The organism is Paenibacillus sp. Aloe-11, from assembly GCF_000245715.1.
Lineage (GTDB): Bacteria > Bacillota > Bacilli > Paenibacillales > Paenibacillaceae > Paenibacillus > Paenibacillus kribbensis.
Map to the genome: position 1 here is coordinate 41,556 of NZ_JH601038.1, position 19,372 is coordinate 60,927.

The following is a 19,372-nucleotide window of genomic DNA, read 5'->3' on the forward strand; positions in this document are numbered from 1 at the left end:
GAGCAGCATGCTTTTATAGTAGAGGTTCAGCATGTCAGCTATGTGGGGGAGCGATACGAGATTCGTGTGCTGGCTGAGAATGGGGAGCTATGGAGCGCTTATCATTCTACCCGCTTGTCCATAGGGGAACGAAAGCAAATTTGGGTATCACCACAGTACGTCCACCAACTCGAACCATAGGAAAAGGGGTATACACAAGATGATGAACAGACATGTTTTTCGTACAGGTTGGAAAAAAGGCGCAATGCTCGCCTTAACATTAACCTTCGGAATGGCTGTGGCAGGCTGTGGAGCGGCGACACCCTCCAAGGATGGAGCGCAAGCGACAGGGACAGCCGGACAAGCCGGGGCGGCATCCAGTGATCAGAAGCTGGTCGTCTACAGCGCAGGCCCGGATGGACTGGCGAAAAAGCTGGTAGCAGGATATGAGGCGAAAAGCGGAGTTAAGGTCGAGCTATTCCAGGGAACGACCGGTAAGATTCTGGCTCGGATGGAAGCCGAGAAGACGAATCCGGTAGCAGATGTGGTGGTGCTGGCATCTCTTCCGTCTGTGCAAGGCTTGAAAAAAGATGGACTTACGCTACCCTACCCTGAGGCCCAAAATGCGGATAAACTGAATCCCGACTGGTCTGACAAGGAAGGCAATTATTTCAGTACCAGTGCCTCGGCGTTAGGTATCGCGTACAACACGAGCCTGGTGAAGACGCCGCCGACATCATGGGCTGATCTGGCCAAGCCAGAGTATAAAGACCAAGTTAACATTCCGGATCCGTCGCTCTCCGGCTCGGCGCTGGATTTTATGACAGGCTATCTGAGCGCCAAGGGCGATGGGGGCTGGACGTTGTTTGAGCAGTACAAAACTAACGGTGTTGTCATGGCAGGCGCGAATCAGGAAGCGCTGGACCCGGTCATTACCGGAGCCAAAAGCATGGTTGCAGCTGCGGTCGATTACATGACCTACAAAGCCAAAGCCAAAGGCGAGCCGATTGACATTGTTTATCCAAAGGAAGGAACAGTGATCAGTCCCCGTCCGGCGGCCATTCTCAAATCAACGCAGCATGAGCAGAATGCCAAGGCATTCATTGACTATCTGCTGTCAGACGAAGCACAGAAGCTGGTAGCGGAAGCTTCTCTGCTTCCGGGCCGCACGGATGTCAAAGCCGACAAGCGTGCCAATCTGGATGAGATCCCCTTGCTGGACACCAATTGGGAATGGATGGGTGACAACGGGGCTGACGTGACGGAGAAGTTCACGCAAATATTCAAGTAAGCGGATGGGAGTTTTATCCGTCAAACAGATCCGGGCATGGTGTCTGACGCTCACCCTGATCGTGCTTGCTCTCCTGATCGTAATGCCGTTGCTGCAAATTTTTATCCAAAGTGTGTATGTGGATGGGACATTTCAATGGATGGCACCTTTTCGGACGTTGGCTGAATCCCGATTTGCGAGTGTTCTATTCAGCTCCATTTGGCTGGGCATCTGTGTTATTGCCGGAACGACTGTGCTTGCACTTCCGTTGGCGTGGATTATGTCCAACACTCGTCTTGCAAGATGGCGCTGGTTGGACGTAGTGCTGCTGATTCCGTTTATGACCCCGCCCTATATCGGGTCCATGGGCTGGATTTTGTTTATGCAAAAAAACGGGTACCTGGTGCAGCTGCTTCCAGAGCTTCACGTCTTCATGTCGTCCTTTTTCAGCTTCGGCGGCATGGTGATGATCATGAGTCTGCATCTATTTCCGTTCCTGTACCTGCTGCTGCGCGGTGCGCTGGTGAGAATCGGCGGCAGCCTGGAAGAAGCGGGTGCTGTGATGGGCGGCAATTTTTGGTACAGGTTCCGCCGGATCATTTTACCCCTGCTGCTATCGTCTTATGGAATGGGTGCCTTGCTTATTTTCGTCAAAACGATTGCGGAGTTTGGCACCCCAGCCACCTTTGGACGGCGTATCGGATATGAGGTCATGACATCGGAAATCCACAAATATATTTCCAGCTGGCCGATTGACTTCGGCAAGGCGACGTCACTGGCTTCGGTGCTTTTAACGGCCTGTCTGCTGGTCTGGTATGTGCAATCGGTAATCAACCGCAAATACACGTATAGACTGGTTGGGGGCAAGGGTTCTCGTCTTTCCCGTCTTCGTGTGTCGAGCCTGGCGACAGGGCTAAGTATTGCTTTTATTCTATTATTGCTTGTTGCGTCTATTGGCATCCCTTATTTCTCGATTATCGCTGCTTCTACCATGAAGCTACGGGGAATCGGACTGACCTGGGACAACTTTACGCTCGATTATTACAGGGAGTTGCTGTCCTGGGGCTCGGAAAGTATGGAGGCATTGCTGAACAGCGTATTTCTGTCTTTGGGCGCGTCGACGATTGCCGTCCTGCTGGGCACATGGTTTGCGCTTGTCGTGGGTCGATCACGTACTGTGCTCCAGCGGACGGTGGATGCCTTCAGTTTGCTGCCGAACACAGTTCCAGGGATTGTGATGGTCGTCGGTCTTATTTTATGGTGGAACTCGCCATGGATGCCCATCCCGTTGTACAACACTTACGGCATGGTTATTCTGACGTATGTGATTTTGTTTGTGCCTTATACCGTCCAATATGTCAAAAGCGCCTTTACACAGGTAGACACAGCTCTCTTTCAGGCAGGTCAGGTGTTTGGCGGACGTCCGTTTTATATATTCCGCCAGATTGTGTTGCCGCTGATTTTACCGGGGATGCTGGCGGGCTGGATGATGACCTTCACCATCGCCTCGCGCGAACTGGTGGGTTCATTACTGATTCTGCCGCCATCCGTTCAGACGTCTGCGACCTACATCTTTGCCCAATTTGAACAGGGACAGGTGTCGCTCGGCATGGCGATGGCAGTCATATCCGTCGGATTGACTACCCTGCTGCTGATGGTGATGGAGATTCTAAACTCGCAGAGAAAGTGGAAATAATAATGACCAAGCTTCGAATTTGGGGCGGAGCTGGTGAACATGGCCGCTCCTGCTATGTTTTTGAAGGAGAACAGCACCGCATTATGCTGGATTGTGGTGTGAAAAAGGAAGGGATCGGACAATACCCGTTATTCCCGCCTCAGGAGGCGCAGAGGCTATCCGCAGTATTGCTGTCCCATGCGCATGAAGATCATTCGATGGCGCTGCCCTTACTCTATAAGTATGGATATCGTGGAGAGGTCTGGACGACCAGAGCTACCGCAGAGCAGCTGGGTTCCTATTTTTGCTCCTGGCGTTCTTATGTAGCATCGAGAGGCGGACAGCTTCCTTACGATGAACGGGATATAAAAGCTATTACATACCGCTTTCTGGAGGACGATGTGCCGTCAGGTGTATGGCGGGAGGCTTGTCCGGGTGTGCAAATCATGTGGGGGCGCAGTGGGCATTTGGCTGGTGCAGTGTGGTTTGGGGTAGAATTGGAAGGAAAGCGATTGTTCTTTTCGGGAGATTACAGCCGAGAATCTGAGCTGCTCGCTGCGGATGCGCCAAGCATGGGCACAGGGAACAGTGCACCTGGCAACCCTGTAATGATGCCAGATATCAATCTGGCGGATGTCGCCATAATGGATAATGCCTATGGGATGGATAAGGACCCGCAGCCTGTGAAGCTGGAGCGGCTGCGGGCCGAGCTGGAGCAGATATTAGCATCTGAGGGTCATGTGCTGCTGCCTGTGCCAGCCTTTGGCCGGGGGCAGGAGCTGACTGTTTGGGCCAGAGAGCAGTTCCCCGGACAGACCCTGATTGTAGAGCCGGATATATGGCAGGGCTTACGGCGTTTAAGCGGCTGGAAAGAATGGCTGCGTCCGGAAGCTCCTGCGCGAATAGAACAGGTGCTGAATAATGACAGGGTCTTTGTGCCCCGTAATAATGAAGAACGAATGAAACTGCTGGAGCAGAACACTGCGGCTATTATCGTAACCGGAGACGGCATGATGAACTCACCACGCGCACGCTGGTACTATCAGTACCTGTCTGATCATCCGAGTAAGGGTGGTGATACGAACAGTAGAAAAATCAACAATAATGGAGTTATATTGACTGGACATGCTTCAAGGGGATCTTTTGGCAAACATCTGCTGGATTGCACGAATCAGAAGACGGATCAAAAGGACCGCTGCGTCGTTCGGCATTTGATTTACAAGGTGCATCAGGGAGTGGTGGATGTGAGGCATATGTTAAAGCGATTGCCCAGCAAGCAGGTTGTGCTCGTTCATGCGCCGAAGTCGCAGACCGATCTTGTATGTGATGAGCTGATCAGAGAAGGCTGGACCCGACATGAAGGGCCTGTAAAAGCTATTTACTCTCTGGAGCCGGGCGCAATGTTAAAGGTTTAGCTTTACTTCGTGCCCTCCTGCATTAATCGGAAGGCGTCCACTTCTCCAAGCTTGGTGGAGATAGAGCTACGGCCGTTGCTTTTGCGAAGCCGCAGCGGTGTGGCGGTTCGTTTGAGCAGTGCTTTGATTTCTGCAGGTCCCAGTTCGGGTCTCAGGGAAAGGAGAAGTGCAATGCTCCCGGTTACATGGGAAGTAGCCATAGAGGTGCCGCTCATTTCGTGATGCCTGCCGTGTATCCAGGAGGAGATGATTTTTTCACCAGGGGCGTACACGTCTACAAACTGTCCCCGATTGCTGAAGGGTGCGATGCGTCTGTATTTGTCGGTAGCTCCGACCGAGATGGTCTGGGAATAGCGGGCAGGATAGTCAATACTGCGGCGCTTGCCCTCATTGCCCGAAGAAGCTACGATTACGATCCCGTTATGATAGGCTTTATTCACCATATCAAGCAGTGCCTTGCTGCGTGACTTCATGCCAAAGCTCATATTGATGATATCGACACGATTTAGCACACACCAGTCGATACCGAGAATAATATCAGAGACGTAGGCGGCTCCATTATAGTCGAACGCTTTTACTGGATGAATCAAAGCCCTTGGTGCTACGCCGACCATGCCTCCATCATAGTTGGATGCAGCGATAGTGCCGGCAATATGAGTACCGTGACCGTTATCGTCATAGGGTAACATCGTCCGGTTAAGCAAATTAATGCCTCTGCCAAGAGAGTGACGAAGATCAGGATGTTGAAAATCTGCTCCTGTATCGATCACCCCGATTCTGATCCGATTGCCTGTGGAGGAAGGCCAAGCCTTGTATGCACGGACCTGTTTGACCCCCCAAGGCATGGGGAGGTTTCTCTCTGCTTTCGGTATATGGGCTGTTTCTGCGTGAATCTTCATGCGCGTATCTTCTTCAACGGTAACGCCGTTGTGATATTTGCCCAGCCTGTCCCCCGCTGGAAACGGGGCGATTAGAGCGCGGATCAGTCGGGCCGATTGTACTTGCCTTAATCCCGCAAGCTCAGGTTTCAGCTTCCTGAGATAGGAGAGGCATTCCCGGTATTGATGAGGCTTATCGAACGTAATGATCTGTTTGTGCCGTCCACTGCCGGACGGCTCCGAAATACCCTCATGCAAACGCTGCAAAAAACCCGGATAGTCCATTTGAGACGGTCCCCCTCCGATGAGCCATGCTGAGGTATTGTATGAGCAAGCGTTAGCGACTGCATGGGAAACCTGCCCCTTTTTTATGGAAATAGGCCTGCTTGTCGTGTCAAAGTGATAGAGGACACATACGATACATGGAGGGCATAAGCTCTTGTGCAACAACTTTGGGGACATCTCCCGAAGCGGGTACAGTCGAAGACGGGGGAGACCCCGTCTTTTTACATGTACCGTCTTATGTATGGGGGTTTTTTTGGAAATTGTGTCGATACCCATGTTTAACTTGCAATTTGCTTCCAAATAGGTTTTACTTAGTTTTGATAATGGATATGTTAGTATTGCATGTATCGTATATGCACTGAAACATGTTCTTGTGAATTACGTGTGAGAGGAAGTGTCCCTAGGTGAGTACCCCACTCAACTTAAAGATTGACCAGGAGAAAGTCCACGAGACCCCGATGGTGGATTTGGCATTTATGGTTTTGAAAGCGGCCAATACTCCATATTATTACCGTGACCTGATGAATGAAGTCGCCAAATTGCGTGGCTTGTCCGACGAGGAAATCAATGACGTTATCGCTCAGCTATATACTGAAATCAACATTGACGGGCGTTTTGCCTGTGTCGGTACGAATCTGTGGGGCTTGAAACGTTGGTATCCGGTGGATAAATCCGAAGATGCTCTGACAGGCGCCAAGCGCCCTCGTATTATTAACGACGAAGACGATGATGACGAAGACGACTATCATGAGGAAGAAGAAACCTACAACTCTGATGACGACTTCGATGCAGATAGTGAAGACGAGGACGGCGAAGATGAGCTGTTCGACGGTGAAGATGACGATAGTGATGAAGACGTAGTTATAGACGACGAAGACCTCGGTGATGAGGATGACACAGAAGATGAAAATGATGAGGATTCGTTGGATGACGATGACGACTCGCTTCGTTAGGAACGAATTGTAAGGGGAGACGTGTTCTCCCTTTTTTCGTGACCGTTTTCTTGAAACCCATCCTGATTTGAAGCTTTCAGGTGGATTCATTCCAATCTTGCGCAAAGGGTAAATTAACACAGATAACTTCCTTGACAGGGGATTGGACACGGGGTAAACTATTGCTTGGGCTTATGATTGATTCACTTATATGTTTGCTTTTTTGTATAAAAGTGCCCCGTACTACGGGAGTGCTTTTTTGTTTTTTATAGGGGTGTTTTCACTCATGAAAGAGGGCTAAGGGCGGCGGTGTGGAAAATAAATCCGCTGCCTTCTTCATGGATGATAATCCGTGTAAACGGGTTACGATAACATCATAATGTCGCCTGAATTTTGCATTTTATCTAGGAGGGTTTTGAACAGTGACAAAGTATATTTTTGTGACAGGCGGGGTTGTGTCTTCCTTGGGCAAAGGGATTACGGCAGCTTCACTGGGAAGGCTTTTGAAGAACAGGGGGCTAAAGGTAACGATCCAAAAATTCGATCCTTACCTGAATGTCGATCCGGGTACCATGAGCCCTTACCAGCACGGTGAAGTGTTTGTAACGGATGATGGTGCGGAAACGGATCTTGACTTGGGACACTATGAACGCTTTATTGATATTAATCTGTCCAAGAACAGCAATGTCACAACAGGCAAGGTATATTCCAGCGTAATCAGCAAAGAGCGTCGTGGAGAATATTTGGGCGGTACAGTACAGGTTATCCCTCACATTACGAACGAAATCAAGGAGCGCGTGTACCGTGCAGGCCGCGAAGCGGGTTCGGACGTCATTATTACAGAAATTGGCGGTACTGTGGGCGATATCGAGAGTCTGCCATTTTTGGAAGCCATTCGTCAGCTTAAAAGCGAAGTTGGACGCGAAAATGTAATGTACATTCACGTAACGCTCATTCCTTATATCAAAGCTGCTGGTGAGGTGAAAACCAAACCAACCCAGCACAGCGTAAAAGAACTGCGCAGCATTGGCATTCAGCCAAATGTCATTGTTTGCCGTACAGAGCATGAGCTGTCCTCTGATATGAAGGCCAAAATTGCGCTGTTCTGCGATATCGATGCGAACGCTGTGGTAGAATGCCGCGATGCTTCGACTCTCTACGAGGTTCCGTTGAACCTGCGTGAAGAAGGCTTGGACGAAATCGTCGTTAACCACCTGAAGCTGACAACCCCTGCACCGGATATGACCGAGTGGGAAGGGCTGGTTGATCGAATCAGCAAGCTGGATAAAACGGTTGAGATTGCCATTGTTGGTAAATACGTCGCATTGCATGATGCGTATTTAAGCGTGGTTGAGTCACTCTCCCATGCCGGATTTGATGCCAATGCGGATGTGAAAATCCGCTGGGTAAACGCTGAAGAAGTGACAGACGAGAACGTAGCGGACATGCTGGGCGGCATTGGCGGCATTCTCGTACCGGGTGGCTTCGGCGATCGCGGGATTGAAGGTAAAATCAGCACGATCCGTTATGCCCGTGAGAACAAAATTCCGTTTTTCGGCATTTGTTTGGGTATGCAGGTATCTGTCATTGAGGTTGCCCGTTCCCTGGCTGGTCTTGAAGGAGCCAACAGCTCGGAAATCAATCCGGCTACAGATTACCCTGTTATCGATCTGCTTCCTGATCAAAAGGACATCGAAGATTTGGGCGGTACGATGCGTCTTGGCTTGTACCCGTGCAAACTGGTGGAAGGCTCCCTTGCAGCGGCTTGCTACAACGACGAGCTGGTATACGAAAGACACCGCCACCGGTACGAATTCAATAATGAATATCGTGAAGTTATTGAGAAAGCAGGTCTTCGTATTTCTGGTACTTCACCGGACGGACGTTTGGTGGAAATTGTTGAGCTTCCAGAGCATCCGTGGTTCCTGGCCGTACAATTCCATCCGGAATTTACTTCCCGTCCGAACCGTCCACAGCCTTTGTTCCGTGAATTTGTAAAAGCAGCATTGCAGCTTCAAGGTTAATGCAATAATGGTTTAAAAGGCCTCCTCTGGAGGTCTTTTTTCACATCATGATTCCTGTTTATGAAAGAAAATTCCACAATTATGTATAAGAGAAGGATTTTCTTTTTGCAGGATCGAATATAGTTTTAGGTATGGGACGGATATTGTACGTCATCGGACGCTGTTATGGGAATAGCTGCATGGATCCACGTTTTAAGATCTTAGGAGGTTAAAACATTGGAAAAGAAAAAAGTATTAATCGTCGATGACCAGAATGGAATACGAATTTTGCTGATGGAAGTGTTCGGAAGTGAGGGTTATGAGACCTTTCAAGCAGCGAACGGAAAAATTGCACTTGAAATTGTTGAAAAGGAACCGCCTGATCTGGTTCTGCTGGATATGAAAATTCCGGGTATGGACGGACTCGAAATCTTGAAGCATTTAAAGGCCATGAATCCCGATATCAAGGTTATTATGATGACAGCGTATGGTGAACTGGACATGATTAAAGAGGCGACGGAGCTAGGTGCACTTATGCATTTTACCAAGCCTTTTGATATTGACGAAATGAGAATTGCTGTGAACAAACAACTCAGGAGTGACTAGATCAGTCACTTTGGTTGAGAACTCTGTTAGCCAAACAGGGTTTTTTGTTTGTGTTTATGGGAAATACTGAAAGTAAATCCTCTCCTTATACAATTCTATGATAAAACGGCGTCCTGAGCGTGATTTTTGTATGTGTTGATATGCAAAAGCTTGTTTAGTATTTAACATGGGTTGTGGTATAATAAGCCCGTATGTGATGTCGGCTAAAAAGATAGACAAACCCAAACACCTTTAGGAGGACTGTAACCATGCCATTGGTATCTATGAAAGACATGTTGAACAAAGCACTCGAAGGAAAATATGCAGTAGGTCAATACAACATTAACAACCTGGAGTGGACTCAAGCTATTCTGGGCGCTGCTGAAGAAGAAAAATCCCCTGTAATCCTGGGCGTTTCTGAAGGCGCGGCTCGTCACATGGGCGGTTTCTACACTGTTGTTAAAATGGTTGAAGGACTTATTCATGACATGAAAATTACGGTTCCAGTTGCAATCCACTTGGACCATGGTTCCAGCTTTGAAAAATGTAAAGAAGCTATCGATGCTGGCTTCACATCTGTTATGATTGACGATTCCCATAGCCCAATTGAAAAAAATATCGAAACAACGAAGAAAGTTGTTGAATATGCACATTCCAAAGGCGTTTCCGTTGAAGCTGAAGTTGGAATGGTTGGCGGCCAAGAAGATGATGTTGTAGGTGACGTAATGTACGCTAAGCTGGACGATTGTGTACGTATCGTTAACGAAACTGGCATCGATACACTAGCTCCTGCACTGGGTTCCGTTCATGGACCATACAAAGGTGAGCCAAACCTGGGCTTTAAAGAAATGGAAGAAATCCGCAATGCTGTGAAACTGCCGCTCGTTCTTCATGGCGGAACAGGTATCCCTACACATGACATCCAAAAATCCATTTCCCTGGGTACTTCCAAAATCAACGTAAACACTGAAAACCAAATCGCATTTGCGAAAGTGGTTCGTGAAGTGCTTGCAGCGAAACCAGATGCTTACGATCCACGTACATTCATCCAACCAGGCCGTGAAGCAATCAAACAAACGGTTATCGGTAAAATTCGTGAGTTCGGCTCTAACAACAAAGCGTAATAACGAGTGAACTGGTCGTGCTTTTGCACGTACTAGATCCATTTTTGGGTTGTAGATGTAGTTCTGCTGCACAAAATATTTAATTTTATATAGCTGAATAGTTTGATATGGAAAGCACACCGCTTAGCCGGTGTCTTTCCATTTTCAACACTAAAAAGTTGAAGTTTCGTTGTTTTAGTTCTTGGTTTGACCGACTGCAAAACACGTAGGGGGACCCTCAAGCTTATGGAAAAATTGATGATCACCGGTGGACGACCGCTTCAAGGTACAGTTTCCATCAGCGGTGCCAAAAACAGTGCCATCGCCTTGATTCCCGCCGCCATTCTGGCAGAGTCGGAAGTCATTTTGGACAATTTGCCGCTGCTCAGCGATGTGGCGGTGTATTCCGAAATATTAGAGGAACTTGGTGCAACAGTTGCCTGGGAAGGCAGCCAGATGAAAATTGATCCGTCCTCTATTAAATCTATTCCCATGCCGAATGGACCGGTTAAGAAATTACGAGCTTCCTACTATATGATGGGAGCCATGCTGGGCAGATTCAAGGAAGCGATTATCGGTTTGCCAGGAGGGTGTAATTTTGAACCCCGGCCCATTGATCAGCATATCAAAGGTTTTGAAGCGCTAGGTGCTACGGTGACGAATGAGCACGGTGCTATTCATTTGCATGCCAAAGAGCTGCGCGGCAACAAAATTTACTTGGATGTCAGCAGCGTAGGGGCTACGATTAACATCATGCTGGCGGCCGCACGTGCCAAAGGCGCCACAATTATCGAAAATGCGGCTAAAGAGCCTGAGATTATAGATGTAGCAACTCTGTTAAACTCCATGGGGGCCATTATTAAGGGCGCTGGCACGGAAACGATCCGTATTGAAGGCGTGTCTGAGCTACATGGCTGCCGTCACTCTATCATACCTGACCGCATACAAGCGGGCACATATATGATTGCTGCTGCGGCTACCCGTGGCAATGTATTAATCGACAACGTAATTCCCAAGCATATGGAGGCCCTTACTGCAAAAATGCAAGAGATGGGTATCGGTATCGAGGAATATGATGAAAGTATTCGTGTACTCGGTGCGCCTCGTTATGAACATGTCGACGTTAAAGCCTTAGTTTACCCCGGATTCGCCACGGATTTGCAGTCTCCTATGACCAGCTTGCTTACCCAGGCGCAGGGTGTTAGTGTATTGAGCGATTTTGTGTACAGCAATCGTTTCAAGCACGTTCCTGAACTGGTGCGAATGGGGGCTAAGATCCGCGTAGAGGGTCGGTCTGCCATTATTGAAGGCGGCCATTTGAATGCGGCGAAAGTCAAAGCGGCTGATCTGCGAGCCGGAGCAGCACTTGTCATCGCCGGACTTACGGTGAGTGAAGGTGTAACCGAGGTGACAGGTGTTGAATATATTGACCGTGGTTATGATCACCTTGTCTCCAATCTGCGTCATTTGGGCGCGGACGTATGGCGGCAGACAGAATAATTTGAACAAACACTATTTTGAACTCCGAAATGGATGAACAATAGAATGGGTAAGCTCTGTGCAGCCGCTGCTTGATACAAGATTGTGGTTCATACGTAACAATCTTTTATCGGAAAACCGGAATAATTCGGTATAATTCAGGCAGACGGCTGCATAACTTTATTTGTTTTGGTTAAAATTATATTAGTGGTGTTTATGATATCATTGTCTATCATTTAGATGTATGAATGGACTTAATAATTGAATAGGTGGTTATTATATGGATCTGCAAATTTCCGATCTGGAAGAAATGAAGCTGACCGACCTGTACAAGCTGGCCAAGCAATACCAGATCCCGTACTACGGAACGCTCAAGAAGAAAGAATTAATTTTTGCCATCCTGCGTGCGCAAGCTGAGAAGAGCGGATTGATGTTTATGCAGGGGGTTCTGGAAATACTTCCTGAAGGTTATGGCTTTCTGAGGCCAATCAATTATCTCCCGAGTACCGAAGATATTTACATCTCTGCTTCACAAATCCGCAAGTTTGACTTAAGAACAGGCGATCTTGTATCCGGTAAATGCCGAACGCCAAAAGAAAATGAACGATATTTTGGATTGCTTCAAGTTAACGCAGTCAATGGAAGAAGTCCTGAGCAAGCTGCTGAGAGGCTACATTTTCCTGCACTGACTCCACTTTATCCGCAAACCAAATTAGTCCTTGAAACTTCCCCCAACCATTTGTCTACGAGAATTATGGATGTACTGGCCCCTGTCGGACTTGGACAGCGCGGACTTATTGTAGCACCTCCCAAAGCTGGGAAGACGCTTCTCCTCAAAGAAATTGCCAATAGCATTTCTACCAACAATCCCGAGATTGAGCTTTTTGTCTTGTTGATTGATGAACGCCCCGAAGAAGTGACCGATATGCAGCGTTCTGTTAAAGGTGAAGTAGTGGCTTCTACATTTGATGAGCTTCCTGAAAATCACATCAAAGTGGCAGAACTGGTATTGGAGCGTGCGCTGCGTCTCGTGGAGCATAAAAAGGATGTTGTTATCCTGCTAGACAGCATTACACGTCTGGCTCGTGCGTACAATCTCGTTATTCCTCCATCCGGTCGTACTTTGAGTGGGGGTATTGATCCGGCGGCATTTCATCGTCCGAAGCGCTTTTTTGGTGCGGCACGGAACGTGGAGGAAGGCGGCAGTCTGACAATCCTTGCTACAGCGTTGATTGATACGGGATCACGCATGGATGATATCATCTATGAAGAGTTCAAGGGTACTGGCAACATGGAGCTTCATTTGGACCGCAAACTGGCAGAACGTCGTATCTTCCCTGCCATTGATATCCGCCGTTCCGGCACACGTCGCGAGGAAGTGCTGTTGAACAAGGAAGAACTGGATACCATTTGGGCTATTCGTAAAAATATGACGGAAAGCCATGATTTTGTGGAAGGCTTCCTCAAAAAGCTGCGCAACAGCAAAAATAACGCCGAATTTTTGGCTTCGTTTGATTTGACGACACCTTCTGGTGGATCGCCAAGCAGCTCGGGCGGTCAACAACGGAGAACCACGCGTTCTACCGCAGCGTCGGTCCCGGCCTCGACCAACTAAACCCAATTCATGTATTTTATCTGTTCCGCAAGATCGTGGCCGTTACGGTTCAACTGTTAATGGTGTGTTTTTTGACGGAGCGAAAGGAGTTCCATAATGTATTTGGTGTATGCCGACGAAAAAGGCAATGTATATGATCATGCTTCTTTGTATGGGCTTGCCCGCAGTGCAGACATGATTGTCGAAATCATGGAGGATGAGCTTATTCCGCTACCGGAAGGAGCTACGCTGGTAGGTTTGCCCAACACCCGCCCGGTCGGTATGAACCCTGATACTGGGGAAATGGTTTCTCTTCCTGGAGATATGCAGGCAGTAGGAGCGCTACTGCCACAAGGTTTTACACGCTTATGTCTGCCGGGGTATGTGAAAACCGATAAAGAATATAAGCTCCCCTTGTTCGGTTATTCTGCCGTAGTCTGGAAAGATGGAGCATTTTATGTAACCGCAGAGCAGAGTGACAGTCCGTCCAAATGGAATCCTGAAAACTGTGACCGTCACCAGGTCAAGCTGGGGGTTCAGCGGATGACGGAGCAATATCCGGAAAACCGACTTTACCAACATTTGTCCAACTGTGCGTTAGGCTACGAATGTCTTACTTCCTCGAACACATTCCTGAATCGCTGGGAAGGAGGGGTCCCAGTATCCTATTCTTGTAATGCCGGTTGCTTTGGCTGTATATCTGAACAGCCGGATGACAGTGGCTTTGTGTCTCCGCAAACAAGAATGAATTTCCGCCCCCGTGTCGAAGAAATTGTAGAGGTCATGCTGGAACACTTGAAAACACCGGAGTCCATCATCAGCTTCGGGCAAGGTTGCGAAGGTGAGCCTTCCACTCAAGCCAAACTGATTATTGATGCAATCAAAGAAGTGCGTTCCGTTACCGATATGGGATATATCAATATCAATACAAATGCGGGCTTGAACGATCATATCCGGGGCATTGTAGATGCAGGTCTTGATCTGATGCGGGTCAGCACCATTAGTGCGCTGGACGATCATTACAATGCTTATTACAAGCCTAGGGGCTATACGTTAGCCAATGTAGAAAAATCACTCCGATATGCCTCTGAGCAGGGTGTATATACGTCGATTAACTATCTGATATTCCCTGGTGTAACTGACCGGGAGGAAGAAATTGAGGCGATGATCGAGTTCGCCAAACGTACTAAGCTCAAGCTGATTCAGATGCGTAATCTGAATATTGATCCTGAGAGCTATTTGGAGTTGATTCCACCTGCTCAAGGAGACATACTTGGCATGAAGCAAATGCTTGAGATTTACCGGGAAGAGCTGCCTGATGTCGTTATCGGGTCTTATACTCATGTACCGCCACCGGGACAGGCACGTCCCAAATTTGCCAGAGCCTAAAACGCTCAATAGCAACCCGAAATACACCTGTTTCACGTCAGTTTGAGTGCGCAAAACAGGTATTGAAACACTTATATTCAAGTGCTATAATTTGAACATGTGTTCATACAACTCTGGACTGATAGGACGTTCAGGGCGGAAAGAGGTGAAAGTTAATGCAACAGGCTATTCAACCGAAGTTTAACGTAACTAATGTTACTTGCGCTTGCGGGAATACGTTTGAGACTGGTTCAGTAAAAGAATCTCTGCGTGTAGAGATTTGTTCCGCTTGCCACCCGTTCTTCACAGGTAAGCAGAAGTTTATTGATGCTGGTGGACGCGTGGATCGTTTCAAAAAGAAATACGGTATGTAATAAGTTGCCGCAAGTTATAAAGTTATTAGAGCCTTCTGCAATTGCAGGAGGCTCTTTTTGTCGGTATTTGCTATTTGCTTTTTGTACAGCCATGAGATATACTTATTTTCACCGTGCTAGATGGGGAGGTAGCGGTGCCCTGTAACTCGCAATCCGCTATAGCGAGGTTGAATTCCTGTTAGAGGTGTTGTTGATGTGAGGCTGGTCCCTGCGCACAATGTTGACGGTTGGGTCCTCCGCAATGAGTACTTGTGAACCTGGTCAGGTCCGGAAGGAAGCAGCCATAAGCAAGCCCACTCTTGTGCCGGAGGGTTGCCTAGCCCGAGTTGTTGTTCAGGGTTGCCGCTCGGATCACAACGATCAATAACAGGTGCACGGTTTATATCTGGAATCAGAACATCTTGGCAGTCCATGCGAAGGTGTTTTTTTGTGTTTATAAATTGGAAGGTGTTCGGTTTAGATTCGGACGGGAGTATAGTATAATGAAGTGACTGTGAATGGTCATGAAAGTGAATGGGAAAGAGGGTAACGCGCATTGGAACATATAGCGTTGTACCGTGCTTGGCGGCCTCAGGCCTTCAAAGACATGGTAGGACAACAGCATATTATCCAGACATTGCAGAACGCCATTCGTGAAAATCGCACGTCCCATGCTTACCTGTTCAGTGGTCCGCGAGGAACGGGGAAGACAAGTGCGGCCAAAATTTTGGCCAAGGCAATCAACTGTGAGCATGGACCTGCGCCGGAACCTTGCAACGAATGCGAAGCCTGCAAACGGATCACGGCCGGGGCAGTTATGGATGTACAGGAAATTGATGCAGCCTCCAACCGGGGCGTTGAAGAGATTCGTGATTTGCGCGATAAAGTCAAATATGCGCCGACAGAAGTGCGGCACAAGGTTTATATCATTGATGAGGTGCACATGCTGACGACGGAAGCGTTCAATGCGCTGCTGAAGACGCTGGAAGAGCCGCCGCCACACGTCATGTTCATATTGGCCACGACAGAGCCACATCGGATCCCGGCGACGATTATTTCACGCTGTCAGCGTTTTGACTTCCGGCGAGTATCGCTGGAAGAGCAGACAGAACGGCTTGATCTGATATGTCGACAGGAGAACATACAAGCTGATGCAGATGCACTGCAGTACATTGCGCGTCTTTCAGATGGCGGGATGCGGGATGCGGTTAGCGTTTTGGATCAGATATCCTCGTTTACAGACGGCCCGGTTACCTATCAGCAGGTGCTGGATATGACGGGAGGCATTGCGTCCGAACAATTCGGCAAGCTTGCGTTGGCGTTGCTGAAAGAAGACGTGGGCACGGTGCTTCAAATGATCGAGAACTTTATGCAGGAAGGTAAAAGCGCGGATAAGTGCATGGAGAATCTCCTGTACTATTTCCGGGATTTGCTTATGATCAAGATGGTGCCACAGGCCACTAAAATGACAGAGCGAGTTCTGGATTCGGAGCAGTTCAGGGAAATAGCAGATGCCTTTACCAAGGAGCAACTCTTTGCGATGATCGACACCCTTAATCGTTATCAGAGCGAGATGAAATATGCTGTTCAGCCGCAAACTCTGTTTGAGGTAGCTCTGTTGAAGCTGTGCAGCATTCCCGGGGAAACGGTAGCTGTTGCTCAGCCGACTGCACAGCGATCTGGCGCTGTTGCCGGTGATCAGGGAGATGTAGCGGCGTTGAAGCGTCAGCTTGCTGAGCTGGAGAAGAAGCTGGAACGCGCGTTGCAAGGTGGATTGGCCGTCGGGGCGGGCCAGGAGGCCTCATCGGGTGGGCGTCAGGCTTCCGGTGGTCGTGCCCCTGCTCCGCGAATTTCTGCTCCAGCCAAGCTCCCCCCTCAGCTGGATCGTTATATCGCCGAGAAGTCGAGCGAAGCGTTTGCAGCAACGGGGCGTAAGTGGAGTCAGATTTTGCAGGGAGTCAAAGAGGCGAAGGTCACGGTTCATGCATGGTTTATGGACGGTGAACCGGTTTCTGTGTTAGAGGACAGCGTGCTGGTAGCCTTTAAAAACAATATCCATCGTGAAACTACCGAAAAGCCTGCGAATAAGCAGGTTATTGAGAAGGTTCTGCATGAACAGTTGGGCCATCCATATCGTCTGGTGACGATGATGCAAAAGGATTGGAGTGCTGCGATTGAAGGAGTTTCCGACCAGCCTGCCGAAGAATTCCAACTGGAGCCGGAGCAAGATACGCCGGGAAAGTCCAAAGAACCCTGGATTGATGAAGCAATTCAGCTTTTCGGGGAAGACCTGGTAGTTATTAAAGATTAAATCAAAGTTATACTTCATTAAAGGAGATGATTGAAATGAATAATATGAACCAAATGATGAAGCAAGTGAAAAAAATGCAGGAGCAAATGCTGAAAGCCCAAGAGGAGCTTGGCGAAAAAGTAATCGAAGGCAGTTCCGGCGGCGGTGTCGTGACTGTAGAGGTAAGTGGTCATAAAAAAGTGTTGTCCATCACGATCAAACCGGAGGCTGTAGATCCTGATGATGTGGAAATGCTGCAAGATCTCGTGCTGACTGCGGTCAATGATGCTTTGTCCAAAGCAGACGAACTGGCTAACAATGATATGGGCAAATTTACAGGCGGCATGAAAATTCCGGGCTTGTTCTAGTCTGCTGCAAAAAGGAGAAACACACTATTGTATTATCCGGAGCCGATCGCAAAGCTAATTGATGCTTTTACACGCCTACCGGGAGTGGGGCCCAAAACGGCTGCCCGGTTGGCTTTTCACGTACTGAAGATGAAGGAAGATGATGTGATTGATTTTGCCAAAGCGCTGGTCAATGTGAAACGTAATCTTCACTTCTGTTCAGTCTGCGGCAATATTACGGACACCGACCCTTGTCGGATTTGTCAGGATAAGACGAGGGATGCCTCCGTCATTTGTGTTGTTCAGGATTCCAAGGATTTGGTAGCCATGGAGCGCACCAAAGAATTTGATGGTCTTTACCATGTGCTTCACGGCGCGATTTCTCCTATGGAGGGAATTGGTCCTGAAGATATCAAGCTCAAGGAATTACTGAATAGGCTCAGTGATGAACGCGTCAAGGAGCTGATTTTGGCGACGAATCCGAACATTGAAGGAGAGGCCACAGCCATGTACATTTCGCGGCTGGTGCGTCCTTTTGAGATTAGGGTTACTCGTATTGCTCACGGATTGCCGGTAGGTGGAGATTTGGAGTATGCCGACGAGGTTACCTTGTCCAAAGCCCTGGAAGGCCGCAGAGAGCTCAATTAGCAGGTGTATTTATGCGTTATAGATATGAGTGCTGAATGTCCTATGGACATTCTGAACACGCTTGGGGGAGCCGATTTGGCTCCTTTTTGCTTGTAATGATAACGTGAGTATGAACCGTTCCCGGTTCTAAGTTTGTCCTCTGCTCAATAAGTATGAATAAGGAAGTCTTGCAGACTGTAAACACAATTCAGCTTGTGAGGAGGATGAATGGATGTGGGAACGGATGAAGCGAAATTTTCGTCGACAGGAGCACAACAAATCAGAAGCAGAGTGTCGGCAGGAATTGTTTGCCCAGATTAGAACTTCGCATGCGGAATGGCTAAGAGCACATCGTTTGTTTCATGAAGCTACCGGCAAGGATGAGATCGATTATGCCATTTTTGTTCTGGAAGCCGCGGAGCGTAAATATCAAATCCACTTAAAAAGTGCCAAGCAGCAAGGCTTACATCGTTTTCACCTACCTGCAGATGAACCGGGGTATGTGCATGATCCGGATCGTGAACATAAACGGAGAGCAGAATGAGAGGGGCGGTCTGGCTTGTTCTGATTGCCTGTGTCGTGGTACTGACATATTTGATTCTTAAAAAAAATCTGGGTATCGGTTGGCTAGCGGTATTCGGGGCGCATATGGCTTTGGCGGCAATCGCACTGTATATTATCAATTATTCAGGGTGGATCACGCAGGTGTATATTCCGATTAATCCGGTGACAATGGGGACAGTAACGATATTAGGCTTGCCCGGGATTGCACTCTTATTGGGTTTGAAAATGATGTTATTCGGACAGGTTGTATGAAAACCCTATATATGGAAAGGTATTAATTTTAAAATATAGTTGACGGCAAATTCAATTATGTGATACATTAATTCTCGGCTCTTGAAGCCCGGGAATTTTTTTGTGAGAACAACGCTTGAATGAAACTAAAAAAAGATTTTAAAAAAGTGTTGACTTGAATCCCGAATATGTGTTATATTAATCAAGTCGCCGCTGAGACGCGGTGGTGAAACAAAGCAAGAAAAAAAGTAAGACATTATGTGAGTTTGATCTTTGAAAACTGAACAACGAGTGAGTAAATGGCGAAGGTTTCGGACATGCTGTAAAGCTGAACGGAACTGGAGTAAAAGAGATATTTTATCTCGTCAGATTCAAAATGAGCTAATCGCTCTTT

The 19,372-nt window shown here is 48.1% G+C and carries 17 protein-coding genes, 1 other RNA gene and 1 pseudogene; 18 read left to right on the forward strand and 1 reads right to left on the reverse strand.

Annotation, left to right across the window (positions count from 1 at the left end):
- The 4 genes and pseudogenes from WG8_RS27585 to WG8_RS00590 form a co-directional block, all read left to right on the forward strand.
- Positions 1-180: pseudogene (locus WG8_RS27585) on the forward strand (ABC transporter ATP-binding protein); the annotation flags it as partial.
- Between the two features lie 19 nt (positions 181-199).
- Positions 200-1,270, forward strand: a complete 1,071-nt coding sequence (locus tag WG8_RS00580) for an ABC transporter substrate-binding protein (RefSeq protein ID WP_007428108.1) — start codon at positions 200-202, stop codon at positions 1,268-1,270.
- A gap of 4 nt (positions 1,271-1,274) precedes the next feature.
- Positions 1,275-2,945 carry an ABC transporter permease gene (locus tag WG8_RS00585; protein WP_007428109.1) on the forward strand — a complete coding sequence of 557 codons (1,671 nt, stop codon included), beginning with the start codon at positions 1,275-1,277 and terminating at the stop codon, positions 2,943-2,945.
- Between the two features lie 2 nt (positions 2,946-2,947).
- Entirely contained in the window at positions 2,948-4,339 is a 1,392-nt protein-coding gene (locus WG8_RS00590; protein WP_007428110.1) for an MBL fold metallo-hydrolase, read from the forward strand.
- Between the two features lie 2 nt (positions 4,340-4,341).
- Here WG8_RS00590 and WG8_RS00595 read toward each other — a convergent pair whose 3' ends face one another.
- Positions 4,342-5,502 (reverse strand): S8 family peptidase, encoded by a 1,161-nt coding sequence (locus tag WG8_RS00595; RefSeq protein ID WP_007428111.1) that lies wholly within the window; start codon positions 5,500-5,502, stop codon positions 4,342-4,344.
- A gap of 404 nt (positions 5,503-5,906) precedes the next feature.
- Between WG8_RS00595 and rpoE the strand changes: the two genes are divergently transcribed.
- From rpoE to WG8_RS00660, 14 genes are all read left to right on the forward strand, one after another.
- Positions 5,907-6,455, forward strand: a complete 549-nt coding sequence (gene rpoE / locus WG8_RS00600; RefSeq protein WP_007428112.1) for a DNA-directed RNA polymerase subunit delta — start codon at positions 5,907-5,909, stop codon at positions 6,453-6,455.
- Between the two features lie 401 nt (positions 6,456-6,856).
- On the forward strand, positions 6,857-8,458 hold the full coding sequence (locus tag WG8_RS00605; RefSeq protein WP_007428113.1) for a CTP synthase: 1,602 nt from the start codon (positions 6,857-6,859) through the stop codon (positions 8,456-8,458).
- 216 nt (positions 8,459-8,674) lie between these two features.
- On the forward strand, positions 8,675-9,043 hold the full coding sequence (locus tag WG8_RS00610; protein WP_007428114.1) for a response regulator: 369 nt from the start codon (positions 8,675-8,677) through the stop codon (positions 9,041-9,043).
- A gap of 248 nt (positions 9,044-9,291) precedes the next feature.
- Entirely contained in the window at positions 9,292-10,146 is an 855-nt protein-coding gene (gene fba / locus WG8_RS00615; protein ID WP_007428115.1) for a class II fructose-1,6-bisphosphate aldolase, read from the forward strand.
- 225 nt (positions 10,147-10,371) lie between these two features.
- The gene (locus WG8_RS00620) at positions 10,372-11,625 is read left to right on the forward strand and encodes a UDP-N-acetylglucosamine 1-carboxyvinyltransferase (RefSeq protein ID WP_007428116.1); all 1,254 of its coding nucleotides are present in this window, start codon (positions 10,372-10,374) and stop codon (positions 11,623-11,625) included.
- A 259-nt stretch (positions 11,626-11,884) separates the two neighbouring features.
- Positions 11,885-13,219, forward strand: coding sequence for a transcription termination factor Rho (rho, locus tag WG8_RS00625; protein WP_007428117.1), 1,335 nt, complete (start codon positions 11,885-11,887; stop codon positions 13,217-13,219).
- Between the two features lie 96 nt (positions 13,220-13,315).
- On the forward strand, positions 13,316-14,587 hold the full coding sequence (locus WG8_RS00630) for a radical SAM protein (RefSeq protein WP_007428118.1): 1,272 nt from the start codon (positions 13,316-13,318) through the stop codon (positions 14,585-14,587).
- Positions 14,588-14,742: 155 nt separating this feature from the next.
- A complete protein-coding gene (rpmE, locus tag WG8_RS00635; RefSeq protein WP_007428119.1) occupies positions 14,743-14,940 on the forward strand; it encodes a 50S ribosomal protein L31 in 198 nt (65 codons plus the stop codon).
- Between the two features lie 111 nt (positions 14,941-15,051).
- Positions 15,052-15,318, forward strand: an RNA gene (gene ffs / locus WG8_RS26125) — signal recognition particle sRNA large type.
- A 157-nt stretch (positions 15,319-15,475) separates the two neighbouring features.
- Positions 15,476-17,230 carry a DNA polymerase III subunit gamma/tau gene (dnaX, locus tag WG8_RS00640; RefSeq protein ID WP_007428120.1) on the forward strand — a complete coding sequence of 585 codons (1,755 nt, stop codon included), beginning with the start codon at positions 15,476-15,478 and terminating at the stop codon, positions 17,228-17,230.
- 35 nt (positions 17,231-17,265) lie between these two features.
- A complete protein-coding gene (locus WG8_RS00645) occupies positions 17,266-17,577 on the forward strand; it encodes a YbaB/EbfC family nucleoid-associated protein (protein ID WP_007428121.1) in 312 nt (103 codons plus the stop codon).
- A 27-nt stretch (positions 17,578-17,604) separates the two neighbouring features.
- Positions 17,605-18,204 (forward strand): recombination mediator RecR, encoded by a 600-nt coding sequence (gene recR / locus WG8_RS00650; RefSeq protein ID WP_007428122.1) that lies wholly within the window; start codon positions 17,605-17,607, stop codon positions 18,202-18,204.
- A 211-nt stretch (positions 18,205-18,415) separates the two neighbouring features.
- Entirely contained in the window at positions 18,416-18,727 is a 312-nt protein-coding gene (locus WG8_RS00655) for a DUF2508 family protein (protein WP_007428123.1), read from the forward strand.
- Positions 18,724-18,999: a pro-sigmaK processing inhibitor BofA family protein gene (locus WG8_RS00660; RefSeq protein WP_007428124.1), complete on the forward strand. Its 276-nt coding sequence runs from the start codon at positions 18,724-18,726 to the stop codon at positions 18,997-18,999. The genes WG8_RS00655 and WG8_RS00660 overlap by 4 nt, the downstream gene beginning before the upstream one ends.
- The last annotated feature ends 373 nt before the right edge of the window (positions 19,000-19,372 follow it).